At 61.0% G+C, this 24,815-nt stretch carries 23 protein-coding genes; 9 read left to right on the forward strand and 14 right to left on the reverse strand.

Annotated features, from left to right (window positions below):
- Positions 1-87: 87 nt before the first annotated feature.
- The 5 genes from V9L13_RS21030 to V9L13_RS21050 form a co-directional block, all read right to left on the reverse strand.
- A complete protein-coding gene (locus V9L13_RS21030; protein WP_338800435.1) occupies positions 88-1,317 on the reverse strand; it encodes a nucleoside recognition domain-containing protein in 1,230 nt (409 codons plus the stop codon).
- A 204-nt stretch (positions 1,318-1,521) separates the two neighbouring features.
- Entirely contained in the window at positions 1,522-2,853 is a 1,332-nt protein-coding gene (gene gltP / locus V9L13_RS21035; protein ID WP_103519952.1) for a glutamate/aspartate:proton symporter GltP, read from the reverse strand.
- A gap of 702 nt (positions 2,854-3,555) precedes the next feature.
- Positions 3,556-4,020: an inhibitor of vertebrate lysozyme family protein gene (locus tag V9L13_RS21040; protein WP_338800436.1), complete on the reverse strand. Its 465-nt coding sequence runs from the start codon at positions 4,018-4,020 to the stop codon at positions 3,556-3,558.
- Between the two features lie 2 nt (positions 4,021-4,022).
- A complete protein-coding gene (locus V9L13_RS21045) occupies positions 4,023-4,187 on the reverse strand; it encodes a DUF1328 domain-containing protein (RefSeq protein WP_003177151.1) in 165 nt (54 codons plus the stop codon).
- 72 nt (positions 4,188-4,259) lie between these two features.
- The gene (locus V9L13_RS21050; protein WP_047297449.1) at positions 4,260-4,544 is read right to left on the reverse strand and encodes a hypothetical protein; all 285 of its coding nucleotides are present in this window, start codon (positions 4,542-4,544) and stop codon (positions 4,260-4,262) included.
- A 426-nt stretch (positions 4,545-4,970) separates the two neighbouring features.
- Between V9L13_RS21050 and algB the strand changes: the two genes are divergently transcribed.
- Together algB and V9L13_RS21060 are read left to right on the forward strand one after the other, a co-directional pair.
- A complete protein-coding gene (gene algB, locus V9L13_RS21055) occupies positions 4,971-6,317 on the forward strand; it encodes a sigma-54-dependent response regulator transcription factor AlgB (protein WP_003220286.1) in 1,347 nt (448 codons plus the stop codon).
- Between the two features lie 10 nt (positions 6,318-6,327).
- Complete coding sequence (locus V9L13_RS21060; RefSeq protein ID WP_338800437.1) at positions 6,328-8,118, forward strand: KinB sensor domain-containing domain; 1,791 nt, start codon at positions 6,328-6,330, stop codon at positions 8,116-8,118.
- Here V9L13_RS21060 and V9L13_RS21065 read toward each other — a convergent pair.
- The 7 genes from V9L13_RS21065 to V9L13_RS21095 form a co-directional block, all read right to left on the reverse strand.
- Complete coding sequence (locus V9L13_RS21065; RefSeq protein WP_338800438.1) at positions 8,115-9,731, reverse strand: EAL domain-containing protein; 1,617 nt, start codon at positions 9,729-9,731, stop codon at positions 8,115-8,117. The two genes, V9L13_RS21060 and V9L13_RS21065, sit on opposite strands and share 4 nt — an antisense overlap.
- 73 nt (positions 9,732-9,804) lie before the next feature.
- A complete protein-coding gene (locus tag V9L13_RS21070) occupies positions 9,805-10,584 on the reverse strand; it encodes an N-acetylmuramoyl-L-alanine amidase (protein WP_338800439.1) in 780 nt (259 codons plus the stop codon).
- A gap of 100 nt (positions 10,585-10,684) precedes the next feature.
- Complete coding sequence (locus V9L13_RS21075) at positions 10,685-12,760, reverse strand: diguanylate cyclase (RefSeq protein ID WP_338800440.1); 2,076 nt, start codon at positions 12,758-12,760, stop codon at positions 10,685-10,687.
- Entirely contained in the window at positions 12,757-13,635 is an 879-nt protein-coding gene (locus tag V9L13_RS21080; RefSeq protein WP_338800441.1) for an endonuclease/exonuclease/phosphatase family protein, read from the reverse strand. Before V9L13_RS21080 ends, V9L13_RS21075 begins: the two co-directional genes overlap by 4 nt.
- A gap of 14 nt (positions 13,636-13,649) precedes the next feature.
- Positions 13,650-14,291, reverse strand: a complete 642-nt coding sequence (locus V9L13_RS21085; RefSeq protein ID WP_338800442.1) for a thiol:disulfide interchange protein DsbA/DsbL — start codon at positions 14,289-14,291, stop codon at positions 13,650-13,652.
- Positions 14,292-14,491: 200 nt separating this feature from the next.
- A complete protein-coding gene (locus tag V9L13_RS21090) occupies positions 14,492-15,103 on the reverse strand; it encodes a c-type cytochrome (RefSeq protein WP_338800443.1) in 612 nt (203 codons plus the stop codon).
- A 45-nt stretch (positions 15,104-15,148) separates the two neighbouring features.
- Complete coding sequence (locus tag V9L13_RS21095) at positions 15,149-15,448, reverse strand: c-type cytochrome (RefSeq protein WP_338802889.1); 300 nt, start codon at positions 15,446-15,448, stop codon at positions 15,149-15,151.
- 175 nt (positions 15,449-15,623) lie between these two features.
- On the opposite strand from V9L13_RS21095, the gene yihA reads away from it, so the two are divergent.
- On the forward strand, positions 15,624-16,268 hold the full coding sequence (gene yihA / locus V9L13_RS21100; protein WP_338800444.1) for a ribosome biogenesis GTP-binding protein YihA/YsxC: 645 nt from the start codon (positions 15,624-15,626) through the stop codon (positions 16,266-16,268).
- A gap of 412 nt (positions 16,269-16,680) precedes the next feature.
- Here yihA and polA read toward each other — a convergent pair whose 3' ends face one another.
- A complete protein-coding gene (polA, locus tag V9L13_RS21105) occupies positions 16,681-19,485 on the reverse strand; it encodes a DNA polymerase I (protein WP_338800445.1) in 2,805 nt (934 codons plus the stop codon).
- A gap of 74 nt (positions 19,486-19,559) precedes the next feature.
- Here polA and V9L13_RS21110 point away from each other — a divergent pair, with 74 nt between their 5' ends.
- Positions 19,560-19,856, forward strand: a complete 297-nt coding sequence (locus tag V9L13_RS21110) for a DUF2782 domain-containing protein (RefSeq protein ID WP_329696835.1) — start codon at positions 19,560-19,562, stop codon at positions 19,854-19,856.
- A gap of 61 nt (positions 19,857-19,917) precedes the next feature.
- The gene (locus V9L13_RS21115) at positions 19,918-20,871 is read left to right on the forward strand and encodes a homoserine kinase (RefSeq protein ID WP_338800446.1); all 954 of its coding nucleotides are present in this window, start codon (positions 19,918-19,920) and stop codon (positions 20,869-20,871) included.
- 128 nt (positions 20,872-20,999) lie between these two features.
- Here V9L13_RS21115 and V9L13_RS21120 read toward each other — a convergent pair whose 3' ends face one another.
- Positions 21,000-21,920, reverse strand: a complete 921-nt coding sequence (locus V9L13_RS21120) for a zinc ABC transporter substrate-binding protein (RefSeq protein WP_338800447.1) — start codon at positions 21,918-21,920, stop codon at positions 21,000-21,002.
- A 66-nt stretch (positions 21,921-21,986) separates the two neighbouring features.
- Here V9L13_RS21120 and V9L13_RS21125 point away from each other — a divergent pair, with 66 nt between their 5' ends.
- From V9L13_RS21125 to V9L13_RS21140, 4 genes are read left to right on the forward strand one after another with little or no spacing between them, the layout of a single operon-like run.
- A complete protein-coding gene (locus V9L13_RS21125; RefSeq protein ID WP_003220319.1) occupies positions 21,987-22,469 on the forward strand; it encodes a Fur family transcriptional regulator in 483 nt (160 codons plus the stop codon).
- Positions 22,469-23,254, forward strand: a complete 786-nt coding sequence (znuC, locus tag V9L13_RS21130) for a zinc ABC transporter ATP-binding protein ZnuC (RefSeq protein WP_338800448.1) — start codon at positions 22,469-22,471, stop codon at positions 23,252-23,254. Before V9L13_RS21125 ends, znuC begins: the two co-directional genes overlap by 1 nt.
- Entirely contained in the window at positions 23,247-24,035 is a 789-nt protein-coding gene (gene znuB / locus V9L13_RS21135) for a zinc ABC transporter permease subunit ZnuB (protein WP_003220321.1), read from the forward strand. Before znuC ends, znuB begins: the two co-directional genes overlap by 8 nt.
- Positions 24,036-24,072: 37 nt before the next feature.
- Positions 24,073-24,786, forward strand: a complete 714-nt coding sequence (locus tag V9L13_RS21140) for a PA5502 family lipoprotein (RefSeq protein ID WP_338800449.1) — start codon at positions 24,073-24,075, stop codon at positions 24,784-24,786.
- Positions 24,787-24,815 lie beyond the last annotated feature (29 nt).

Raw genomic sequence — 24,815 nt, forward strand, 5'->3', positions numbered from 1 at the left:
TCGCGAAGGCGGTGTGTCAGGCAATGCATCCATCGACTGACACGCCCTTTTCGCGAGCAAGCCCGCTCCCACAATGGGGATTTGTGGTTAACCGAAGAACCAGTAGCAGACGCCAATCGCGCCGAGCACGCCAGCCAGTTCCGCCAGCAGCGCGCAACCTACCGCATGCCGCGCCCGCTGAATCCCCACCGCACCGAAATACACTGCCAGCACATAGAAGGTTGTCTCGGTGCTGCCCTGAATCGTCGCCGCGACCAGTGCCGGGAAGCTGTCGACGCCGGAGGTCTTCATGGTCTCGATCAGCATCGCCCGTGCGGCGCTGCCGGAAAACGGTTTGACCATCGCGGTCGGCAACGCATCGACAAAACGCGTGTCCCAACCGGCCCACTGCACCAGATGCCGAATGCCGTCGAGGCCGAAGTCCAGCGCTCCCGAAGCACGCAGCACGCCAATCGCGCAGAGCATCGCCACCAGATACGGCAGCAGGTTCTTGGCGACGTCGAAACCCTCCTTCGCGCCCTCGACGAACGCCTCGTAAACCTTGACCTTGCGTAACGCGCCGATCACCAGGAACAGCATGATCAGGCCGAACAGCGTCAGGTTGCCGAGGATCGACGACAGTCCGGCCAGCGCTGTGGCCGACATCGTCGCCAGCAGCGCCATGAAGCCGCCGAGGATCAGTGCGCCGGGAATCAGATAGGCCAGCACCACCGGGTCCCAGATACGCAGGCGCTGCATGAACGCCACCGAGAGGAAGCCGACGATGGTCGAGCAACTGGTCGCCAGCAGGATCGGCAGAAACACCAGGGTCGGGTCCGGCGCGCCTTGCTGGGCGCGGTACATGAAGATCGTCACCGGCAGCAGGGTCAGCGACGAGGCGTTGAGCACCAGGAACAGGATCTGCGCGTTGCTGGCGATGGTCGCGCTGGGATTGAGCTCTTGCAGCGCTTTCATGGCCTTGAGGCCGATCGGCGTGGCGGCGTTGTCCAGCCCCAGACCGTTGGCGGCGAAGTTCAGGGTGATCAGGCCCAGTGCCGGGTGACCGGCCGGGACTTCCGGCATCAGCCGCAGAAACAGCGGGCCGAGCACCTTGGCCAGCCATTCGACGATCCCGGCCTTCTCGGCGATGCGCAGAAAGCCCAGCCACAGGGTCAGCGTGCCGAACAGCAGCACCATGACCTCGACCGAGAGTTTGGCCATGGCGAAAATGCTTTCCACCATCGCCGCGAAAATCCCGGCGTTGCCACCGACCAGCCACTGCACCAGCGCAGATATTGCCGCCACGACGAAGAAGCCAAGCCACAGGCCATTAAGCATCAGTCAAATCCCCCGGAAGATGCGGCGAATGATAGCGGGGTCGCCAGAAACGACAAACCCCGGATTGCTCCGGGGTTTGTCGGTAAGGCTTGCATCAGTCACTGTGGGAGCGAGCTTGCTCGCGAAGGCGGTGTGTCAATCAACATAATTGTTGGATGTGCCGGCCTCTTCGCGAGCAAGCCCGCTCCCACAAGGGTGTTTGCATTATGGCTTGGAGATCTCGCCAGCCGGCAGTTTTTCCTTGCTGCGCCAGTGCGGCAGGGAGTTCCAGTAGCGCTCGCCCTTGGCGTCGTCGTACATGCCTTCCCAACGCGCGATAACCAGGACGGCCAAGGCGTTGCCGATCACGTTCAGTGCGGTACGCGCCATGTCCATGATGCGGTCGACACCGGCGATGAACGCCAGACCTTCCAGTGGGATACCCACGCTGCCCAGAGTCGCCAGCAGCACCACGAAGGACACGCCCGGTACGCCGGCGATGCCTTTGGAAGTGACCATCAGGGTCAGTACCAGCAGCAGTTGCTGGCTGATCGACAGGTCGATGCCGTACAGCTGGGCAATGAAGATCGCGGCGATCGACTGGTACAGGGTCGAACCGTCGAGGTTGAACGAGTAGCCGGTCGGTACCACGAAGGAGCAGATGGCTTTCGGTGCGCCGTAGGCTTCCATCTTCTCGATGACGCGTGGCAGCACGGTTTCCGAGGAGGCGGTGGAGTAAGCCAGGACCAGCTCATCCTTGAAGATGCGCATCAGCTTGATCACCGAGAAGCCGAACAGCTTGGCGATCAGGCCCAGCACCACGAAGGCGAAGAAAGCGATGGCGACGTAAACCAGGATCACCAGTTTGGCCAGCGGCAGCAGCGAGGCGAAGCCGAAGTTGGCCACGGTCACCGCGATCAGGGCGAACACGCCGATCGGCGCGTAGTTCATGATCATGTGGGTGACTTTGAACATGCTTTCCGAGACGCCCTGGAACATCTTCACCAGCGGCTCGCGCAGGTCCGACTGCAGGCTCGACAGACCGAGACCGAACAGCACGGAGAAGAAGATGATCGGCAGCATCTCGCCGCGGGCCATGGCCGCGAAGATGTTCGACGGGATCAGGTTGAGGATGGTCTCGATGAACGCGTGTTCATGCTGCACTTCGGCGGCGGTCGCCTGGTACTTGGAGATATCCACTGTGCCCAGGGTGCTCATGTCGATGCCGGCGCCCGGGTGGAAGACGTTGGCCAGCACCAGACCGACGAGGATCGCGATGGTGGTGACGACTTCGAAGTAGATGATGGTCTTCAGGCCGATACGCCCGAGCTTCTTGGCGTCGCCCACGCCAGCAATGCCGACGATCAGGGAAGAGATGACGATCGGGATCACGATCATCTTGATCAGACGGATAAAGATATCGCCTGCCGGTTGCAGGACGTTGCTGATCCACCAGGCTTTCTCGGCACTGAAGTGGTTGAGCAACGCTCCGATTGCAATCCCTAATACCAGACCGATGAGGATCTGCCAGGCGAGGCTGAGTTTTGCCTTCTTCATTATCTTTACCCTTACTTGCGTTTGACTCAGGCACATGCAGGAACTGGAACGCTCTTTCAGCGGAAAAGTCTGTGCATCTGCCTCCGTATAAGGTGCCCCGAAGCGCGTGTTTACGGCTCTTCGGCAGGCGAAAAAAGGCGCAACTATTCCGATGCAAGGTTGCGCCGTCTAATGCCGTAAACGCCTACCCTATGCCGAATCGGCATGAGCTTTTTTAAATGAAACTGGCGTCCCAACCGGTTCGATTACGACATTTCAGCCGGCATAAGTGCCGTGAACCGGCCATTACAGCCGAGGTTGGTTATTTTTTGAACGAGTGAATTCGTCGGAAAATTTAGGAAAAAGCCTACATTTGCAGACTAGATCTCCCACTGTTTAAAGGGACTCTTTCTCGATATACGGTCGCCAGGAAACACCGCGAAATGTTTTCGCGCGCAGTGTGAGGCATTAAAAGACGAGCAGGACGCTCTAGATCAATGTTTTTGCATCGGACAAAGCTCAGCGCAAGTCCGTCGAACCGCTGTGGGTCGGCGAACCTGCGTCGCAGCTTTTACCCTGACCCGGCCCTCGCGCAGGCACTCCCTGTACCCGTAGGTCACTCCGACCCTGTAACAGTCAGAACGTCCCGGCCCCCTGGTCATGCGCCGGCCTTCCTCGGGCAGGCGCAATAAAGGGCAGCGGGGCGCTGCCCTCATGTTCGAATCAGTACCAGTTCGGATCTTTCTTCAGCGTTTCCATCAACAGGTTCTGCATGCCCTGATCCGGTTTGCCGAGGAAGCGGTAGGTCGCATGTCGCGTGGGCGACTTGTCGGCCGGCAGTCCTTCGGGCACATCGACGAGCATGGCGTACGCATCTTTCTTGTCGAAGCTGAAAGCCACGATCAAGCGGTGGTTGAGGCACTTGTCTGCGGATTCGCAGAGCGGCCCGACCAGATACTTGTCGCCATCTTCAGTCACAGCATTCATCTGCTGGTCTGGCGTACCGGACAGGTTCATCACCCATTCCGGCAGGCGCTCTTCATGCTTCACAATGCCTTGCCAGGTTTCCCGGTATTGCGGGTCGGAGCTGAGCAGCTCGTTGACCCGCGCCTGGCCATCATTGGCCGCCATCGCCATGGCACTACCGCCCAGAAGCAGGGCGGCTGCCAGTGTCTTTAAAGCAATCATCGTTAACCTCGGCCGCGACGGCCAAAGAAGAAGGAAGCGATGAACATCACCAGGAACACGACAAAGAGAATCTTGGCGATACCCGTGGCGGTGCCCGCGATACCACCGAAGCCCAGAACGGCGGCGATGATGGCAATGATCAAGAATGTAATTGCCCAGCTCAACATGGTGATTCTCCTTACTTCTCTATTTAGGGATATTGCGTGTTCTGGCGCGATGCGCCCGAATTCTTCGGTTCGTCAGAAAACCCAGCGCTCTTCACGTGGCAGTTGATCCAGCGGCTGTGGCTGATCGACATCCATCATGCGCATCGAGGCGCTTTCGGCCTGACTGCTGCTGACGGCGCTGAAGTGCGTCTGCGTGCTGTGTTGAATCGAGATCAGTGGCTCAGGCTTCTGGCTGTTTTCCCAGCTCAGGTATTGCTGGCAAGCGATCAGGGTGATCAACAGCGCAAGTACGCCAAACAGGCCTTGCTGAATATGCAGTGGCGAGATACGCACTTGGGCGGCACGTTGGCGAGTCATCCTGGGTTCCTCACTCTTATTCGGTTGGGGCAGGGGAATCTGCCCGGGCTGAATGAGTTATTGCAGGCTGCATGCCAGTTTTTTATTTGAAAAATATTCAATAAAATCAAGAAGTTATAAGTGATGAAAATTCAGCGACGGACGCATCCTGCACGATGGGTCGTCTGCGGTCGTGCGGAATGCACGATTATTTCGTAGGAGATTTCATTCTTATTGAATTGAGAGCACGTCGCGGATGTCAGAAAAGTACGCAGGGAACCCCCTGCAAATCGGTGATTGTTTAAAAACCCAACAAAATCAATGGATTGGCCGTTAAAGCAGGAGAGAGCTACCCTCCTATGGCTCGCATCGTTCAGAATCAACCATGCAACTTGCCCGATTTTTCCGGGACTAACCCAAGATCAATCACTATGGAGCGTAGGAAAAATGGAATCTGCCACTGAGCATCAAGGCCGCATTCTGCTGGTGGACGACGAGTCCGCCATCCTGCGAACCTTTCGTTACTGCCTCGAAGACGAAGGTTATACGGTGGCCACCGCCAACAGCGCGGCCCAGGCTGAGGCATTGTTGCAACGCCAGGTGTTCGACCTGTGCTTCCTTGATTTGCGTCTGGGTGAAGACAACGGTCTCGATGTACTGGCGCAGATGCGCGTTCAGGCGCCGTGGATGCGGGTGGTGATCGTCACCGCGCACTCGGCAGTCGATACCGCGGTGGACGCAATCCAGGCGGGCGCCGCCGATTATCTGGTCAAACCGTGCAGCCCCGACCAGTTGCGTCTGGCCACCGCCAAGCAACTGGAAGTGCGCCAGCTCTCGGCGCGCCTGGAAGCGCTCGAAGGCGAGATCCGCAAACCCAAGGATGGCCTCGATTCCCACAGCCCGGCGATGAAAGTCGTGCTGGAAACCGCACGTCAGGTCGCCGGTACCGACGCCAACATCCTTATCCTTGGCGAATCCGGCACGGGTAAGGGCGAGCTGGCCCGGGCCATTCACGGCTGGAGCAAGCGTGAGAAGAAATCCTGTGTGACCATCAACTGTCCGTCGCTGACCGCCGAGCTGATGGAAAGCGAGCTGTTCGGTCACAGTCGCGGCGCGTTTACCGGCGCCAGCGAAAGCACGCTTGGTCGAGTCAATCAGGCTGACGGCGGTACGCTGTTTCTCGACGAGATCGGCGATTTTCCGCTGACATTGCAACCCAAGTTGCTGCGTTTTATTCAGGACAAGGAATACGAGCGGGTAGGGGATCCGGTGACCCGCCGCGCCGATGTGCGGATTCTCGCGGCGACCAACCTCAACCTCGAGGACATGGTGCGCGACGGGCGCTTCCGTGAAGACCTGTTGTATCGCCTCAACGTGATCACACTGCATCTGCCGCCACTGCGCGAGCGTGCCGAAGACATTCTGACCCTGGCTGACCGCTTCCTCGCGCGCTTCGTCAAAGAGTACGCGCGTCCGGCTCGCGGCTTCAGTGACGAGGCGCGGGAGGCGCTGCTGGGTTATCGCTGGCCGGGCAATATTCGCGAGCTGCGCAACGTGGTGGAGCGGGCGAGCATCATCTGCCCGCAGGAACGCGTGGAAATCAGCCACCTGGGCATGGCCGAGCAACCGGCGAACAACGCACCACGGGTCGGCGCGGCGCTGAGCCTCGATGAGCTGGAAAAAGCCCATATCGGTGCGGTGCTGGCGACAGCGGGCACCCTCGATCAGGCGGCGAAAACCCTGGGCATCGATGCGTCGACCCTGTATCGCAAGCGCAAGCAGTACAACCTGTGAGCGCCCGACGATGAAGCTGGCGATGAAGTTGCGCACTCGCTTGTTCCTGAGCATTTCTGCGCTGATCACGGTCGCCTTGCTCGGGCTGTTGCTCGGGCTGGTCAGCGTGATGCAGATGGCCGGTACTCAGGAAGCAACGATCCGCAGCAACTTCGTGACCCTGGATCTGGGGCTCAAATTGCGCCAGACCCTCGGCGACCAACTGGTGCTGATGCTGGCTGAAAAGCCCGATCCTGCGGCGTTCGAGGCGTCCAAGCAGCATTACCTGCAATTACTCGATGAAGGCATTTCGCAGGAGGCAGACGGCGATGGCCGACAGTACGGGTTTACTCAGGCCAAAGCCGATTACCTGAGTTTTCTCCAGGCGTTCGAGCAGTTGCGTGAACCCGGCAACGTGCTCAGTGGCAACAGCGAACTCAGAGAGCGCTTCAACACCTTGCGCAACGGTCTGATCGCCGAACACAAGCATGCGCTGGACAACATCAACGCGGTACAGCATGACGCCCGGGAGCGGGCGCTGCTGGTGTCTGGCTTGCTCGGACTGGTAGGGCTGGCGGTGTTGATCATCGGGTTTGTCACTGCGCATGCGATTGCCCGGCGTTTCGGCGCGCCGATCGAGGCGCTGGCGCAAGCGGCGGACAACATCGGCCAAGGCAATTTCGAGGTGACGCTGCCGATTTCCTCGGCGATGGAAATGAATCAGTTGACCAAGCGCTTCGGCCTCATGGCCGAGGCGCTGCGCGAGCATCAGGCGACCAATATCGACGAGCTGCTGGCCGGTCAGCAGCGCTTGCAGGCGGTGCTCGACAGCATCGACGACGGTTTGTTGATGATCGACCGCGAAGGGCATCTGGAGCACCTCAATCCGGTGGCCCAGCGCCAGCTGGGCTGGGACAGTGACCGCTTGGGGCAGGGCCTGGGCACTGCGCTTGAGCGCCCGGAGCTTGATGCGCAACTGCAACTGGTGCTGCGCGGCGGCACCCTTGAGCGCGCCCCGGAGGATTTGAGCATCGAGGTCGATGGCGAATCACGCTTGTTGACCTATAGCCTGACCCCGGTCAGCCACACCCAGGGACATATTCTTGGCGCGGTGATGGTGCTGCACGACGTCACCGAGCAGCGCGCCTTCGAACGGGTACGCAGCGAGTTCGTGCTGCGCGCCTCCCATGAGCTGCGCACGCCGGTCACCGGCATGCACATGGCGTTCGGCCTGTTTCGCGAGCGGGCGAAGTTTCCCCCGGAGTCACGCGAGGCGGACCTGCTCGACACGGTCAACGAAGAGATGCAGCGCCTGATGCAGTTGATCAACGACTTGCTCAACTTCTCGCGCTATCAGAACGGTTTGCAGAAACTCACCCTGGCGCCGTGTTCCATCGAAGATCTGCTCGAGCAGGCACAGTCGCGTTTCGCCGATTCGGCGGCGGCCAAGGGCATTGCCTTGAACGTCGAAGTGCAGGGGCCGTTGCCGCGCCTGCAGGCCGATCAGGCGCAACTGGACCGGGTGCTGGATAACCTGATCGATAACGCCCTGCGCCACACTGCCCGCGACGGACAGATCCGCCTGCAGGCGCGCCGGCATGGCGAGCGGGTGATCATCAGCGTCGAAGACAACGGCGAAGGCATTGCCTACGGGCAGCAGGGGCGGATTTTTGAACCGTTCGTGCAGGTCGGGCGCAAGAAGGGCGGCGCCGGCCTTGGCCTGGCGCTGTGCAAGGAAATCGTCCAGTTGCATGGCGGGCGGATGGGCGTCTATTCGCGGCCGGGACAGGGCACGCAGTTCTACATGGCGCTGGCGGTCTAGGCTTCGTCATCCAGCCGGCGTCCGGCGAGGCGCCGTCCGCGGGTGATCAGTTCGATGAACTGCACCGCACTCAAGGCTTGGGCGAACAGCCAGCCCTGACCGAACTTGACCCCCTCACTGCTCAGAAACACGGCTTGCGCTTCGTGCTCGATGCCTTCGGCAATCACCTTCAGATCCAGTGCCTGCGCCATGTGAATGATGTGCGGAGCAACGCCACTGCTGGCCGCGTCATGACCGAGTGCGTCGATGAAGGCCTTGTCGATCTTCAGGCAATCCACCGGCAACGTCTGCAGGTAGGCGAGGCTGCAATAACCGGTGCCGAAATCGTCGATCAACACCTGATGCCCGACATCGCGCAAGGCTTGCAGGTTCTCCCGCGCCACTACCACGTCGATCAGCCCGCGTTCGGTGACCTCAAAGGCAATCTGCCGCGCCGCGACCCGGTGCAGGGTCAACAGCTTGGCCATGACCTGACCGATGCGCGGCACCATCACGTCGCACGCAGCCAGATTGACCGAGATGTACAGCTGCGGGTTGGCGCGCAGCACCGGCCCCAGTTGTTCAAGCAGCCGTTGCAGGACGAAATCGGTCATCTGGCGAATCTGCCCGGTGTTTTCCGCCATGGGGATGAACAGGTCGGGACTGGTCAACGTACCGTCTGGCCGGCGCCAGCGCAGCAGGGCTTCGGCGCCCACGCAGTTGCGGCTGTCGAGGTCGAAGATCGGTTGATACAGCACTTGCAGTTCGCCGCGACGAATCGCGCCCTGAAGCTCGGCGTCCAGCGACTGACGCTGGCGCACCAGCAGAAACACCAGAAACCCCGACAACGCTCCAAGCAGCAGGCAGACCGGCACCATCCACCACCAGACGGTGGGAATGTGCATGCCGGTTCGTGGCGTGATCAGCACCAACTGGTATTCCGGATTTTTAGTTGGCATGCGGTAGATCAGCCGTGACTGGGTGACTTGCAGCGCCTCGCGGCTTTTTGGTGGCCAGGCCTCGGTCGGTGGCCATGCCTGGGCTTTGCCGAGTACCGGAATAGCTCGCTTGCCGTGATCGAGCACCACCAGCAGGCTGCTGTCCGGTGGCAGGTCGACCATGTCAGTCAAATGCCCACGGGATGTGGCCACGCGGAAATTGCCGCGCCCGAGCATCAGGGCTGCGCGGTTTTCATCGGGTTCGGTGGTTGTGTTGAGCCAGTAGCTGTAAGTCGGGCCTTTGATGTCTGGCGCACGGACGACCGACAGCCCTTCTTGCCGGGGCCGGTTGGAGCAGATTCGCTTGCCGTCCATGTAGGCCGCCTCATAGACGAAGCGATAGTTGAAGGTGACCTGTTGCAGGGTGGCGATCATTTCGTCATCGCAACTGCGTAACGGCTGCGCTTCGAGGTCGTCGAGACTTTCGCGCAATTGCCCGAACAGTTGCTCCAGACGAGCCAGAAAACGCTCGCCCTGAGCGTTCATCTCCTGGCTCTCGTTTTGTTCGATCTGGTGAATGGCGAAGAACATTCCACCGGCGATCAGCAACGCAGCGCTGAGGACAGCCGCGATCATCGCCAAAAACCACGGGCGATAGAACCAGCTACGCAGCGTCGCTCGGGTAGCAACCATCATGGAATATCCGAAGAATTACCAATGAGTTATAGCTGCTGATTACGGTTTCGCCCTGACCGTCGGGCGGGCGTCATTATTTTGTCTGGTTGAGTACCAGCAACAATGCCGCCGTTTGTGCGTCCGGCGTACCGTCGAAGCGTGAAGGGCGGAAGTGCATCTGGAAGGCGGCGAGTACATGACGGGTTGCGACATCCAGCTCGCCGGTTTGCGGGGTGTCGTAACCGACGCGCGCCAGTTGTGCCTGGAACCAGCTGATACTCGGCAGCTCGGCGTTGAACTGTGCCTGCTGGCGCGCCACGGCTTGTTCATCGGGCCACACGCCCAGGCCTTCGGCGGCCAGGCGTTTCCAAGGGAACAGCGGCCCCGGGTCGAGTTTGCGCAGGGGGGCGATGTCGCTGTGACCGATGATATGGCGCGGGCTGATGCCCTGACGCTGGCTGATGTCCTTGAGCAGAACGATCAGCGACTGGATCTGCGCTTCGCTGTACGGAAACCACAGGCGCCCGGTCGGCGTGTCCTTGAAGCCCGGATTGACGATTTCGATGCCGATCGAGCTGGAGTTGAGCCAGGTGCGGCCCTGCCACTGACTTTCCCCGGCATGCCATGCACGCTGGTTTTCATCCATCAGTTTGTAGATGGTGGCGCTTTTGTCGTCGCCGATCAGGTAGTGACTGCTGACTTCGCCGTGGGTCAACAGCTGCAGCGAACGTGCCAACGATGCAGAGGTGTAATGCACGATCACGAACTGCACGCGGCTGTCGTGATTGGCCGAAGGATGGCTGGTGTCGTAACGCGGGGCGCTGGCACAACCGGCCAGAACGAGCAGCGACGCAAGGAGAGCAAAAAATTTCATGGCAGAAGACAGTACACGCAAGACAGTAATGCAACAGTGTAACGTACTGCCTTGCGTATCGACGGCCGATGGGCTGATTTAAACAAAATGGAACAATTGCTCAGCCCAGCTCGACCCGGTTGCGCCCGCTGTTTTTCGCGCGGTACAGCGCCTGATCGGCTCTTTTGAGCACCAGATCGCTGTGTTCTCCCGTCCTGAACGACGCCAGGCCCATGGAAATGGTGATCGTCACCCGTTCACCCTTGAAGTGAAACGGGCAGGCTTCGATCGCCGCGCGCAGGCTTTCAAGCAGTTTGGCGCCGACGGCCGGCGTGGTGGCCGGCAGCAGCAGAACGAATTCTTCGCCACCAAAGCGGGCAATGAAATCTGCACCGCGCAGGCGTTTGCGCAGTACGGTGGCGATGATCTTCAGTACCTTGTCGCCGGCCAGATGGCCGTAGTTGTCGTTGATGCGCTTGAAATGATCGAGGTCGAGCATCGCCAGGCTCAAGGTATTGCCGTGTTGCTGCCACTGCTTGATCTCGTGTTCCAGCCGTTCGCTCCAGGCGGCGCGGTTGGGCAGGCCGGTCAGCGGATCGATCAGGGCTTTCTGCCGTTGTTCTTCCAGGTGTTCGCGAAAGCCCAGGGCTTCCTGCTCCATGTGCGCCACGCGCTCGGCCAGACCTTTGAGACGTGCCGCCACTTCCTGCTCGCGGGCATCGCGTTGTTTCTGGTGCTGGTCCATGGTGCCGAGCAGGCCTTCGAGATGGTTCTCCAGCACCTGTTTGAGGTCATCCAGATCAGCCGCCTCCTGCATGCTGGTCTGCAAGCCGTCGACTTGCTCGCGGATCTGCGTGTCCATTGCCCGTGCCGCCGAGCTGTTGTCGGCGTGGCCCTCGCTGGCGGCCTGCAAGTTACTCTGGAACGCTTCGAGGCGTTCGTTGAGTTGTTGCAGATAGGCTTCGAACTCGTGCTGGCCGCTGTCGGTGATGGCCAGCATCAAGGTCGCAAGATCGTCGAGAATCGGCAGCAGTTCGTACCAGTTCAGGCCATTTTTCAAACGGTCGCGCATCGCCTCGGCCTGCGGGCGATGGCGCTCGGGCAAGGTCAGGTCGTCAAGTAGCCCGATCAGCGTGTCTTCAATGTGTTTGGCCACCGAACTGTAGGACGGCTCCGGCGAGTCGGGCAGGGCGAACAGAATGTCCTGCTCGGGTTGCTCCGGGTCGATGGCGGCCAGGGCCTGGGCGATCGGTTCGGGCAGGGGCAGGCTGTCGAGCAGCAACGGTGTCGGGCTGTCACCGGGGTGGATCAACTCGTCGGGGTTGATCGCGGCAACCAGCGCTGGTGATGTGATCGGGGTGGCCGGCCGCGCGACTTCCGGTTCGGTTGCCGGCAGTGCGGGCGCGGCAGCGGGTTCGCTGATCGGCTCGACTGCAACCACGGGTGGCACAAATGAAACCACGGGCGATTCGGCCTGGGGTTGCACGGCTGGCGTTTGCTGAAGCTCAGCCTCCGGTGGTTGCGCGATGGTCTCTGCGGTGAGCGGCGCTACCGGCACCGGTTCGATTGCTCTTGTCGGCACGGGCTCTGGCTCTGGCGCAGGTCCCGCGCTGGGTGGTGCAGGCGCTTGAGGCTGATCCGGGGCCGGCGGCGCGGCTGTTGCCTCTTCACTCTCGCGGCTGCCAAACAAACGCTGCAGAAAGCCCGGACGGTCCGGCTCGGCCGGTGTTTCCAGCTGGCTCAGCGCCTTGCCCTGCAAACCGCTGAGTTCGCTCAGCAGCAGCGGCATTTCCCGCGCCTGACCGACCCGGCTGTCGAGTTGCTTGGCGAATTTCTTCAGCGGCTGGGCGACTTCCCGAGGCAGCGGCAAGGCTTGCAGCTGGGTGACCAGCGCGGTCAGCGCGGTGCTGACCTGATCGATACGGGTCTCGCGGCGCTGCTCGGAATCGAGCACGGCTTTTTCCAGGCGCGGCAGCAGGGCTGCGAGGCCGGCGTCCATGTCGTCGGTGCGCACCACGTCGCGCATCTCTTTCATGCACTGATCAACGACTTTGTCGGTGCCTTCGGCGGCCAGCGTGCTGCGCACCAGACCGCGACGCAGCAAGTCGAGCCGGGCGGCCCAGCGACGTTCGAGCTTGTCCTGTTGTTCGATGCTTTTAAGGTACTTCTCTTTCCAGCGCTGGGCGTCGTCGCTCATTCAGGGGTTCCGCGAGGGGCAGGACTCATCGCGGGCAATGCATCGGCCGTGAGCGAACCCGGCAGACGGATCTCTACCGCGACCGGCAGGTGATCGGAAATGGGTTGAGCCAGCACCTCGACCTTTTCCAGGGTCAGGGTCGGGCTGAGCAAAATGTGATCCAGGCAACGCTGCGGCCGCCAGCTGGGGAACGTCGCCTCCATCTGCGGGGCCAGCAGGCCGAGATCGCGTAACGGTGACTGTTGTAGCAGATCACTGGCATGGGTGTTCATGTCGCCCATCAATATCTGGTGCTTGTAGCCACTGATCAGATCGCGAATGTAGGCCAATTGCAGGCTGCGCACTCTGGCACCGAGCGCCAGGTGCATCATCACCACCACCAGCGCCTCCGGACCTTCGCCGAAGCGCAGCAGGATCGCGCCGCGACCTTTCGGGCCGGGCAGCGGATGATCTTCGATCGCCCACGGCTTCAGGCGACTGAGCACGCCATTGCTGTGCTGGGCCAGTCGGCCGAGGTTGCGATTGAGTTGTTGATACCAGTAGGGGAAGGCGCCGAGGTGGGCCAGGTGTTCGACTTGATTGACGTAGCCTGAGCGCAGGCTGCCGCCATCGGCTTCCTGCAGGGCGACCAGATCGAAGTCGCCAAGCAGGTCGCCGATTTTTTGCAGATTGCCTGAGCGCCCGGTGTGCGGCAGCAGATGCTGCCAGCTGCGGGTCAGGTAGTGCCGATAGCGCTCGGTGCTGATGCCGACCTGGATGTTGAAGCTGAGCAAGCGCAGACGATGGTCTGCGGGCAGGCCCGTGGACTCCAGGTGATGCTCGTTGACCTGCGGATCATGCAGGCCAACGATGCGTTCGGTGCCCCAGCGGCGCATGGCGATTGCCGCGCTTAGTTGGCAGCTGCCTTGTTGGCCGCTCGCTCTTTGGCGATCAGTTGATCAGCCAGTTGCAGCGCTTCTTTCTCGCCACCGGCAGAGCCGACGTCAAAGCGGTATTTGCCGTTGACGATCATGGTTGGAACGCCAGTGATTTCATACTTCTTGGCCAGCTCACGTGCCTTGACGATCTGCCCTTTGATGGCGAACGAGTTGAAGGTGGCCAGGAACTTGTCCTTGTCGACGCCTTGAGTGGCAAGGAAGTCAGCCATGTCTTCAGGCTTGGTCAGGGGTTTGCGTTCTTTCTGGATGGCATTGAATACCGCAGCATGAACCTTGTGCTCGACGCCCATCGCTTCCAGGGTCAGGAACATCTGGCCATGAGCGTCCCACGGGCCGCCGAACATGGCCGGAATACGCACGAAGTTGACGTCGGATGGCAGTTTTTCAACCCAGGGATTGATCACTGGCTCGAAGGAGTAGCAATGCGGGCAGCCGTACCAGAACAGCTCCACCACTTCGATCTTGCCAGGTACTGCCACCGGCACCGGGTTGGCCAGTTCGACATAAGGGGCGGCCGGTGCTTCGGCAGCCTGGGCGGTGAAGCCGAACAGGCTGGCAGCGACGAGAGCGGCGCTGATGATCAGATTACGCATGCTTTACTCCTGGACAATTTTGGTCGCCTCGCGCGACCTGTTTTCAGACAGATCCTGGCGGGCATGAGTTCTGTAGTGTAACGGCAGCGGCCACAAAAAAGGGCAGCCAAAGCCACCCTTTTTATACTTGCTGCGACGGATTAATCGAGCGTTAACGTTGCAGGAGATGTCCATCAGCGTTAACGCTCGATTCAGGGCGGTTAGTGCAGGCCCTGGATGTAGCTGGCGACCGCGGCGATATCTTCGTCGCTCAGTTTGCGAGCGATGGTGCGCATTGGCATGGAGTCGCCGTCGTTGGCGCGACCGCCTTCTTCCTTGCGGAATTCGGTCAGTTGTTTGGCGATGTATTGAGCGTGTTGGCCACCCAGGTGCGGGAAGCCTGCGGCGGCGTTGCCGGCACCGTTCGGCGAGTGGCAGCCGGTACAGGCTGGCAGGCCTTTGTCCAGGTTGCCGCCACGGAACAGGGCTTCACCTCGCGCGACGATCTTTGGATCGGCGGCGCCGACGCTGCCTTTCTGGCTGGCGAAGTAGGCGGCGATGTCGGCCAGATCCTGATCGCTCAGGTTGGTCAGCAGGCCGGTCATTTCCAGAACGACGCGCTTGCCCGACTTGATGTCGTGCAACTGCTTGTCGAGGTAGCGTTCACCTTGACCGGCCAGTTTCGGGAAGTTTGGCGCCATGCTGTTTCCGTCCGGGCCATGGCAGGCCCCGCAAACGGCGGCTTTCGCCTGGCCGGCTGCTGCATCCCCAGCAGCATGGGCGATGCCTGAGATTCCCACGGTCAACAGCAGACTCACGATCAATTTGTTCATCAGCTAATCCAACTACGGCTAAGGGTTAAAAGTTATGGACCGGGTTTACTCGCTCATCCAGAGGATGATGGCCTGGTAATCCTCGGCACTGCAGTCCATGCACAAACCACGCGGCGGCATCGCCTTGAAACCCTGGGTCACGTGTTGCACCAGCGTCGCCATCCCTTTCGCCAACCTCGGCGTCCAGGCTTCCTTATCGCCTCTTTCGGGCGCCATGGGGAGTTGGCCGGCATGACAGGCACCACAAACATGGTTGTACACGGCTTCCGGATCCTGTGTAGCCTGTGCGCTGTAAAGCGGTAGCAGGACTCCGGCAGCCAGCAGCCATTTAAACGACCTTTTCAGGGTTGAGAGCGTTCTGCGTTCTAATGCGCAATCAAGGTCTGTCGCTCTCGTGAACTTCATCCTTCGCTGGGACAAAGCACACACAAAATCTGCGGCATTATATACTGGCGTCACTGAAACGGAAGCGACACCGCGTTCCGCGCCCAATCCCGGCGCCGCCCACATCGGAAATCCCATGCAACTCAAGAATCCCATCCTCGGCCTGTGCCAACAGTCCACGTTCATGCTCAGTGCCGCCAAAGTCGATCAATGCCCTGACGACGAAGGCTTCGAAGTGGCGTTCGCCGGTCGTTCCAACGCTGGTAAATCCAGTGCACTGAACACCCTGACTCACGCCAGCCTGGCGCGCACCTCGAAAACCCCGGGTCGCACACAGCTGTTGAACTTCTTCAAGCTAGACGATGAACGGCGTCTGGTCGACCTGCCGGGCTATGGTTATGCAAAAGTACCGATCCCGCTCAAGCAACACTGGCAGCGTCACCTCGAGGCTTACCTCGGTGGCCGCGAGAGTTTGAAGGGTTTGATTTTGATGATGGACATCCGCCATCCAATGACCGATTTCGACCTGCTGATGCTCGACTGGGCCGTTGCCGCCGGCATGCCGATGCACATTCTGCTGACCAAGGCCGACAAGCTGACCTATGGCGCAGCCAAGAACACGCTGCTGAAAGTGCAGTCGGAAATCCGCAAGGGCTGGGGTGATCTGGTGACGATCCAGCTGTTCTCGGCGCCAAAACGCATGGGTCTGGAAGAGGCCTACACTGTGTTGGCAGGCTGGATGGAACTGGCGGACAAGGGTGCGGAAACAACAGCTGAATAATCGGATTATGGAAAATTGGTTGTAGTGCGGTCAGGCAAGGCAAAAGCGTTAATAAAAAGCGGAGTTTAGGGGACCTAAATGAGCATTTTTAGTAACGCTTTTAACGCAGCATGACCGCGCTACAGCCGATTTTTGGGTAAAAAAAGCCCCGGACTTCGTATGGGGAGGGAGAAGTTCCGGGGTTTAAGCTCCGAACCGCTAGGGCGGGGTTCAGATATCTGCCAACACTTAACACAACATAGGAGCATTGAAGGGCTTCACCAGCCATTCAGTATCTCTGAGTAGTGAGTTGTCAGATTAGTTCAGATTTTTTTCAAAAAGCTTTGGAATTACCCCAAGCGCGTTTCGAAATAAGCGCGTTTCGGGCGTTTGCCGCGACGGTGTGTCGCGGCAAACGCCCGGGCCAGATGCCTTAGTGCGCTTCATCCCAGTTGTTGCCGACGCCGACTTCCACCAGCAACGGCACGTCCAGCTTCGCCGCTTCGCTCATGTGCAGGCGGATTTCCTGGCTGACCTGATCGACCAGATCCTCGCGAACCTCCAGCACCAGTTCATCGTGCACCTGCAGGATGACTTTGGCGTCCAGCCCCGAAGCCGTCAGCCAGTTATCCACCGCCACCATGGCTTTCTTGATGATGTCGGCGGCAGTGCCCTGCATCGGCGCGTTGATCGCCGTGCGCTCGGCGGCAGCGCGTTCCTGCGGCTTGTTCGAGTTGATTTCCGGCAGATACAGACGGCGACCGAAGAAGGTCTCGACATAGCCCTGATCAGCGGCCTGCTTGCGGGTGCGCTCCATGTATTCGCGCACACCCGGGTAGCGGGCGAAGTAGGTGTCGATGTAGGCCTTGGCGATCTTGGTGTCGACGCCGATGTCCTTGCCGAGCTTCTGCGCGCCCATGCCGTAGATCAGGCCGAAGTTGATCGCCTTGGCGCCACGGCGCTGGTCGGAAGTCACTTCGTTCAGCTCAACCTTGAACACTTCAGCGGCGGTCGCGGTGTGCACGTCCAGGTTGTTGCGGAAGGCGTTCATCAGGCCTTCGTCTTTGGACAGGTGGGCCATGATCCGCAGCTCGATCTGCGAATAGTCCGCCGCCAGCAGTTTGTAGCCCTTTGGCGCAACGAACGCCTGGCGAATACGCCGGCCTTCAGCGGTACGCACCGGAATGTTCTGCAGGTTCGGATCGCTGGAGGACAGGCGTCCGGTAGAAGCCACGGCCTGGTGGTACGAGGTGTGGATACGCCCGGTGCGCGGGTTGATCTGCTCCGGCAGCCGATCGGTGTAGGTGCTTTTCAGTTTGCTCATGGAACGGTGTTCCATCAGCACTTTCGGCAGACGGTGATCGTCCTCGGCGAGCTTGGCCAGCACTTCCTCAGCGGTCGATGGCTGGCCCTTGGCGGTCTTCTTCAGCACCGGCAGGCCGAGCTTTTCGTAGAGGATCACGCCCAACTGCTTCGGCGAGCCGAGGTTGAATTCTTCCCCGGCGATCTCGAATGCTTCGCGCTCCAGCGCGACCATCTTGTTGCCCAGCTCGATGCTCTGGATGCCGAGCAGTTCGGCGTCGACGAACGCGCCTTGACGCTCGATGCGCGCCAGCACCGGCACCAGCGGGATCTCGATGTCGGTCAGCACGCTGGCCAGGCTCGGGATGGCGCTGAGTTTGTCGAACAGAGTCTGGTGCAGGCGCAAGGTGATGTCGGCGTCTTCGGCGGCGTACGGGCCGGCCTGCTCCAAAGCGATCTGGTCGAAGGTCAGTTGCTTGGCGCCTTTGCCGGCGATGTCCTGGAAGCTCACGGTGGTGTGATCCAGGTACTTCTGCGCGAGGCTGTCCATGTCGTGGCGGGTCGCGGTGGAGTTGAGCACGTAGGACTCAAGCATGGTATCGAAGGCGATGCCGCGCACGTTGATGCCTTGGCTCTGATCGCCGCCGATGGCGCAGTTGGCCAGGATGTTCATGTCGAACTTGGCGTGCTGACCGACCTTGAGTTTGTTCGGGTCTTCCAGAATCGGCTTGAGCGCGCGCAGCACAGTGTCGCGATCCAGTTGCTCCGGCACGCCGATGTAGGAGTGGGTCAGCGGGATGTACGCCGCTTCGTTGGCCTGCACCGCGAACGACAGGCCGACCAGTTGCGCCTGCTGCGCGTCGATGCCGGTGGTTTCGGTGTCGAAGGCGAACAGCTTGGCGTTGTTCAGTTTCTCCAGCCAGGCGTCGAAACGCGTCTGGTCGAGAATGGTTTCGTAGGCGGCTTCAGCGGGGGCGGCAGGCGCTTCGTCCGCTGGTGCGCTGAACAGATCGCCAGCCGGCGCAGGCTCGGCGGCTGCGCTCAGTTCCTGGCGCTTGGCGTCGCGATCCAGATCATTCAGCCAGCTCTTGAATTCCAGCAGGGTGTAGAGCTCGTAGAGCTTGGCCGGGTCTTCCGCGCCCATTTGCAGGTCGTCGAGGCCGATGTCCAGCGGCACGTCGACCTTGATCGTTGCCAGTTGATAGGAGAGGAAGGCCATCTCCTTGTGCTCTTCGAGCTTGGCCGGCAGGGTCTTGGCCCCGCGGATCGGCAGCGTCGGCACGATGTCGAGATTCGCGTAAAGCTCGGTGAGTCCACCGTTGACCCCGACCAGCAGGCCGGAAGCGGTTTTCGGGCCGATGCCGGGAACGCCCGGGATGTTGTCGGAAGAATCGCCCATCAGCGCCAGATAATCGATGATCTGCTCGGGAGCGACGCCGAATTTCTCCTTCACGCCCTCCACGTCCATCGAGCTACCGGACATGGTGTTGACCAAGGTAATGTGACCGTCGACCAGTTGCGCCATGTCCTTGTCACCGGTGGAGATGATCACCGGGCGATCCGCTGCTGCGCTGCTGCGGGCCAGCGTGCCGATAACGTCGTCAGCCTCGACGCCGTCCACGCACAGCAGCGGGAAGCCGAGGGCGATCACGCTCTGGTGCAGTGGCTCGATCTGCACGCGCATGTCGTCGGGCATGCTTGGACGGTTGGCCTTGTATTCGGCGTACATCTCATCGCGAAACGTCCCGCCCTTGGCGTCGAAGACCACGGCGAACGGGCTGTCCGGGTACTGCTTGCGCAGACTCTTGAGCATGTTCAGCACACCTTTGACCGCGCCGGTCGGCAGGCCTTTGGAGGTGGTCAGCGGTGGCAGTGCATGGAACGCGCGGTACAGGTAAGACGAACCGTCCACCAGGACGAGGGGGGCTTGGCTCATGAGCAGAATCAACCTTTTCGGCGGGCCCGGCGCTAGAATAGCGGGACCGTTGACGACAAAGGGACAAGGTTATCATGCGTACGTTAAATCGCTTGCTGCTGGTCGGTTTGATTGCTGCCTCACCAATGGCCGCGATGGCGGCGGATGATGCGCCGTCAAAGGAGCCGGAAGTTACCATCAACACGCACACCGAAGGCGACAAGGTCATTCAGGAATACAGCCGCAGTGGCTTCGTGTATGCGATCAAGGTCACGCCGAAGGGCGGCAAACCGTATTTTCTGGTGCGCGCCGATGGTTCGGACGTGAACTACATCCGTTCCGACCAACCGGATATGCTGATTCCGTCGTGGGAAATCTTTACCTGGAAGTAAGATTCCCGACTTTTAATCGGCGTCGCTTGATTGCGGCGCCCGAACTGAGCAGTTTTTAACCATGTCTGTGTTCACCCCCCTGGCTCGGCCCGAGCTGGAAACCTTTCTCGCCCCTTACGGGCTCGGCCGTCTGCTTGATTTCCAGGGGATCGCCGCCGGCAGCGAAAACACCAATTTCTTTATCAGCCTGGAGCAGGGCGAGTTCGTCCTGACCCTGGTCGAACGCGGCCCGGTGCAGGAAATGCCGTTCTTCATCGACCTGCTCGACGTACTGCACGAGGCCGATCTGCCGGTGCCCTACGCGCTGCGTACCACCGACGGCGTGGCGCTGCGTGAGCTCAAGGGCAAACCGGCGCTGCTGCAGCCGCGCCTGTCCGGCAAGCACATCAAGGTCGCCAACGCCCAGCATTGCGCGCAGGTCGGCGAGTTGCAGGCGCATCTGCACCTGGCGACCCAGGGCGAGCGCATGATCAAGCGCAAGACCGACCGTGGCCTGGACTGGATGCTGGAGGAGGGCACCGAGTTTCTTTCGCACCTGAGTGACGAACCGCGTGCGTTGCTGCACAAGGCACTGGATGAAATCACCCACCAGAAAGACAGAATTCTCGCGCTGCCACGGGCCAACATTCACGCTGACCTGTTCCGCGACAATGCGATGTTCGAAGGCACGCACCTGACCGGGTTGATCGACTTCTACAACGCCTGCTCGGGGCCGATGCTCTATGACGTGGCGATTGCCTTGAATGACTGGTGTTCGGACGAGGAAGGTTTGATTGACGGGCCGCGTGCCCGCGCATTCCTCGGTGCCTATGCGGCGCTACGTCCGTTCACGGCCGCTGAAGCGGAGCTATGGCCGACCATGTTGCGCGTGGCGTGTGTGCGGTTCTGGTTGTCGCGGTTGATCGCCGCCGAGCAGTTTGCCGGGCAGGACGTGCTGATTCACGATCCGCAGGAGTTCGAGCAGCGTTTGGCGCAGCGGCAGCAGGTGCATACGCCGCTACCATTCGCTCTCTAAAGTGTGGCGAGCGAGCTTGCTCGCGCTGGGCTGCGAAGCGGCCCCCAAAATTCTGGCATTCAGCCCATATTTTGTGAGTGCTGCGCACTCAAGCGGGAGCAAGCTCCCTCGCCACAGGTCTTGTGGGGTTACAACGATTCCAGGCACCCGGCCAGATCGTTGCCCAATTTCTCCAGCACCTGCTCATAACCCTGAGCGGTTGCCGGGGTGTAACCGCCCAATGCATCCAGCTCCGCCAGCTTCACCGGCAGGCCTGCCACCAGGGTTTCCGCCAGGCGCGGACGCAGCGGCGGTTCGCTGAACACACAGGTCTTGCCCACTTCCTGCAGGCGCTTGCGCATCGCAGCCACATGCTGCGCACCCGGCTGCACTTCGGCGGCCACGCTGAACACGCCAGTGTGTTTCAGGCCGTAAGCGTCCTCGAAGTAATCGAAGGCTTCGTGGAACACGAAGTACGGTTTGCCCTCGACATCAGCCATGCGCTTTTTCAAGCGTGCATCCAGTGCGTCGAGGCGCTCATCGAAAGCCTTGGCGTTGCTCTGATAGCGCTCGGCGTTGGCCGGATCGGCTGCGCTGAGGTCGGCGGCCATTTTGTCGGCAATGACCCGCGCGTTGACCGGCGATAGCCACAAATGCGCGTCCAGCGTGCCCGGGCGATGATCGTGATCATGCTCGTCGGCGTCTTCGGCGTGGGAGTGGCTGTCTTCGGCGAAGCGGCGCAGCTTCATGCCCGGCAGATCCTGCACGGCCACGCTTGGCAGCGTACGACCGTTGAGCACCCGTGGCAGGAAACCTTCCATGTCCGGGCCGATCCAGTACAGCAGATCCACCGATTGCACCTTGCGCACGTCGGACGGGCGCAGCGCGTAGTTATGCGGCGACGCGCCCGGCGGCAGCAGCACTTCCGGGATGGCCACACCGTCCTGCACGGCCGCGGCAATCAGCTGCAACGGTTTGATGCTGGTGAGGACCTTGACCTCGGCCTGAGCCGAACCGATCAGCAGAAAACTGGCGATAAACGCCACAAAAACAGAAAAAAGTCGGGACACGATGACCACTCAAGGAGGCGAGAACGGGTAACATAATAACGTCTCTATCAAAACTCGTCGCCGCCCATGCCTATTACACCGATTGCCAGCCGTCCACACGACCACTCTCATTGCGTGCACAGCGCACTGACCGAGGCCGATACCTTGTGCGCCCAGAAAGGCCTGCGCCTGACTGCGTTGCGCCGGCGGGTGCTGGAGCTGGTGTGGCAGAGCCACAAGCCGCTGGGCGCCTACGACATTCTGGCGGTGCTCAGCGAGCAGGACGGCCGCCGCGCCGCGCCGCCGACCGTGTACCGCGCGCTGGATTTCCTCCTGGAAAATGGCCTGGTGCACCGCATTTCTTCGCTCAACGCCTTTGTCGGTTGCGTGCATCCGGAACATGCGCATCAGGGCCAGTTCCTGATCTGCCGCGACTGCCACGCCGCCATTGAGCTGGAACAGAAAGCTATCAGCGACGCGATCATCAATAGCGCCAAGGATGTCGGCTTCATCGTCGAAGCACAGACCGTCGAAGTGGTCGGCCTGTGCTCCGGTTGCCAGGGGGCCTGATGAGCAACCCGTTGATCCGTCTGGAGCACGTCGCCGTCACGTTTGCCGGGCAGACCGTGCTGGACAACATCGAGCTGAGCGTCGAACCGGGGCAGATCGTCACCCTGATCGGCCCCAACGGCGCCGGCAAGACCACACTGGTGCGCGCCGTGCTTGGCCTGCTGAAGCCTGACAGCGGCAGTGTCTGGCGCAAGCCGAAACTGCGCGTCGGCTACATGCCGCAAAAGCTTCACGTCGACCCGACCTTGCCGCTGTCGGTGCTGCGTTTCCTGCGTCTGGTGCCGGGTGTTGATCGCCCGCGTGCGCTGGCTGCGCTGAGGGAAGTCGGCGCCGAGCACGTTATCGACAGCCCGGTGCAGACCGTTTCCGGCGGCGAAATGCAGCGCGTGCTGCTGGCCCGGGCGCTGTTGCGCGAGCCGGAGTTGTTGGTGCTCGACGAGCCGGTGCAGGGCGTGGATGTCGCCGGCCAGGCCGAGCTGTACAGCCTGATCACTCGCCTGCGCGACCGGCATGGTTGCGGGGTGCTGATGGTCTCGCACGATTTGCATCTGGTGATGAGCACCACCGATCAGGTGGTCTGCCTCAACCAACACGTCTGCTGTTCCGGGCACCCCGAGCAGGTCAGCGGCGATCCGGCGTTCGTCGAGCTGTTCGGCAAGAACGCGCCGAGCCTGGCGATCTATCACCACCATCACGACCACGCCCACGACCTGCACGGTTCGGTGGTCAAGGCGCCCGCTGCGGGCCACACCCACGTTCACGGAGACCACTGCAAGCATGGCTGATTTTCTGTTGTATGCCCTGCTTGCAGGTCTGGCGCTGGCGCTGGTTGCCGGGCCGTTGGGTTCGTTCGTGGTCTGGCGGCGCATGGCCTATTTCGGCGACACCCTGTCCCACGCCGCGCTGCTTGGCGTGGCCCTGGGCTTTCTGCTGGATGTCAGTCCGACGGTGGCGGTGACCGTCGGCTGCCTGCTGCTGGCGGTGCTGCTGGTGACGTTGCAGCAGCGTCAGCCGCTGGCGTCGGACACGCTGTTGGGGATTCTCGCGCCGAGTACGCTCTCTCTTGGCCTGGTGGTACTAAGCTTCATGCATGAAGTGCGGATCGACCTGATGGCCTATCTGTTCGGCGACTTGCTGGCGATCAGTCCGACCGATCTGGCGTGGATCCTCGGTGGCAGCGCGGCAGTGCTGGTGTTGCTGGTGACGCTGTGGCGGCCGCTGCTGGCGATTACCGTGCATGAGGAATTGGCCAGGGTCGAAGGCCTGCCGGTGGCGGGTCTGCGCATGGCGCTGATGCTGTTGATCGCGGTGGTGATCGCGGTGGCGATGAAAATCGTCGGTGTGTTGCTGATTACTTCGCTGTTGATCATCCCGGCGGCTGCGGCACAACGTCACGCCCGTTCGCCGGAGCAGATGGCGCTGGGCGCGAGCCTGCTGGGCATGCTCGCCGTGTGTGGCGGGCTGGCGCTGTCATGGTTCAAGGACACCCCGGCGGGGCCGTCAATCGTTGTGACGGCAGCCGCACTGTTTCTGCTGAGTTTTGTTCTGCCCCGTCGAGGGGTGTAGACTTGCTCGCTTTTTGCGCAAATAGAGAGTCGCAGGAATGAAGCCGTTCGCCTCCCGTTATCTGCTCCTTGTCGCATTTTCCGTGCTGCTGGGCGCCTGCCAAAGCACGCCGCCGGTGGCCGAAGCCCCCGACGCGCGGGCCACGGCCATCGCACAGCTGGAGCAAAGCCTGGCCAGCAGCGAACTGGCCACCGCCGAAGACCAATTGGCCGCCTTGCAGGCACAGAACCCCAACGATCAGTCGCTCGAGCAATACCAGCGCCAGTTGGCCGAAGCCTACCTGCGCCGCAGTCAGATCGTGTTGCAGAAAGGTGATGTGAACGCGGCAGCGACCGCACTGAGCCGTGCCCGCGCGCTGATGCCCAAGGCCCCGGCGCTGACCGGTGGCGTCAATGGGGCGATCACCGAAGCCCGTAAAGCCGAGCTGGAGAAAGCCGAAGCGGCGCTGCTGGCGGCCGAAGCCAAACCGAAAGCCAAGGTCATCGATCCGACCGCCGAAAGCACCACGGTGGCGCTGAACATCAACGATAGCCGCAAACTTCGCCGGCAACTCGACGCGATCGCCGCCGATGTGGTGAATTACGAATGTGCCGTGAGCATTCAGGCACCGCGCACTCAGGATTACCCTTGGCTGGCGACTCTGCTGAGCAAGCGGGTGAAGAAACTGAATCCGGATTTCGAGTTGCGCATCGAGAAGCAGATTCTGCGCGCGGTGCCGGCGCAGATGGTTCTGATTCCAGCTAAACCCTGAAAAGCTTCGCGAGCAAGCCCGCTCCCACA

It is taken from the genome of Pseudomonas sp. RSB 5.4, assembly GCF_037126175.1.
Classification (GTDB): Bacteria; Pseudomonadota; Gammaproteobacteria; order Pseudomonadales; family Pseudomonadaceae; genus Aquipseudomonas; species Aquipseudomonas fluorescens_H.

Excerpts from the sequence above, each read along its gene's own strand:
- znuC (WP_338800448.1), top strand. The coding sequence starts at position 22,469 with ATGAGCAACCCGTTGATCCGTCTGGAGCACGTCGCCGTCACGTTTGCC.
- V9L13_RS21065 (WP_338800438.1), bottom strand. The coding sequence starts at position 9,731 with ATGATGGTTGCTACCCGAGCGACGCTGCGTAGCTGGTTCTATCGCCCG.
- V9L13_RS21125 (WP_003220319.1), top strand. The coding sequence starts at position 21,987 with ATGCCTATTACACCGATTGCCAGCCGTCCACACGACCACTCTCATTGC.
- V9L13_RS21090 (WP_338800443.1), bottom strand. The coding sequence starts at position 15,103 with ATGAACAAATTGATCGTGAGTCTGCTGTTGACCGTGGGAATCTCAGGC.
- V9L13_RS21070 (WP_338800439.1), bottom strand. The coding sequence starts at position 10,584 with ATGAAATTTTTTGCTCTCCTTGCGTCGCTGCTCGTTCTGGCCGGTTGT.
- znuB (WP_003220321.1), top strand. The coding sequence starts at position 23,247 with ATGGCTGATTTTCTGTTGTATGCCCTGCTTGCAGGTCTGGCGCTGGCG.
- gltP (WP_103519952.1), bottom strand. The coding sequence starts at position 2,853 with ATGAAGAAGGCAAAACTCAGCCTCGCCTGGCAGATCCTCATCGGTCTG.
- V9L13_RS21080 (WP_338800441.1), bottom strand. The coding sequence starts at position 13,635 with ATGCGCCGCTGGGGCACCGAACGCATCGTTGGCCTGCATGATCCGCAG.
- V9L13_RS21140 (WP_338800449.1), top strand. The coding sequence starts at position 24,073 with ATGAAGCCGTTCGCCTCCCGTTATCTGCTCCTTGTCGCATTTTCCGTG.
- V9L13_RS21075 (WP_338800440.1), bottom strand. The coding sequence starts at position 12,760 with ATGAGCGACGACGCCCAGCGCTGGAAAGAGAAGTACCTTAAAAGCATC.
- V9L13_RS21060 (WP_338800437.1), top strand. The coding sequence starts at position 6,328 with ATGAAGCTGGCGATGAAGTTGCGCACTCGCTTGTTCCTGAGCATTTCT.
- polA (WP_338800445.1), bottom strand. The coding sequence starts at position 19,485 with ATGAGCCAAGCCCCCCTCGTCCTGGTGGACGGTTCGTCTTACCTGTAC.
- algB (WP_003220286.1), top strand. The coding sequence starts at position 4,971 with ATGGAATCTGCCACTGAGCATCAAGGCCGCATTCTGCTGGTGGACGAC.
- V9L13_RS21030 (WP_338800435.1), bottom strand. The coding sequence starts at position 1,317 with ATGCTTAATGGCCTGTGGCTTGGCTTCTTCGTCGTGGCGGCAATATCT.
- V9L13_RS21050 (WP_047297449.1), bottom strand. The coding sequence starts at position 4,544 with ATGACTCGCCAACGTGCCGCCCAAGTGCGTATCTCGCCACTGCATATT.
- yihA (WP_338800444.1), top strand. The coding sequence starts at position 15,624 with ATGCAACTCAAGAATCCCATCCTCGGCCTGTGCCAACAGTCCACGTTC.
- V9L13_RS21110 (WP_329696835.1), top strand. The coding sequence starts at position 19,560 with ATGCGTACGTTAAATCGCTTGCTGCTGGTCGGTTTGATTGCTGCCTCA.
- V9L13_RS21045 (WP_003177151.1), bottom strand. The coding sequence starts at position 4,187 with ATGTTGAGCTGGGCAATTACATTCTTGATCATTGCCATCATCGCCGCC.
- V9L13_RS21085 (WP_338800442.1), bottom strand. The coding sequence starts at position 14,291 with ATGCGTAATCTGATCATCAGCGCCGCTCTCGTCGCTGCCAGCCTGTTC.
- V9L13_RS21115 (WP_338800446.1), top strand. The coding sequence starts at position 19,918 with ATGTCTGTGTTCACCCCCCTGGCTCGGCCCGAGCTGGAAACCTTTCTC.
- V9L13_RS21040 (WP_338800436.1), bottom strand. The coding sequence starts at position 4,020 with ATGATTGCTTTAAAGACACTGGCAGCCGCCCTGCTTCTGGGCGGTAGT.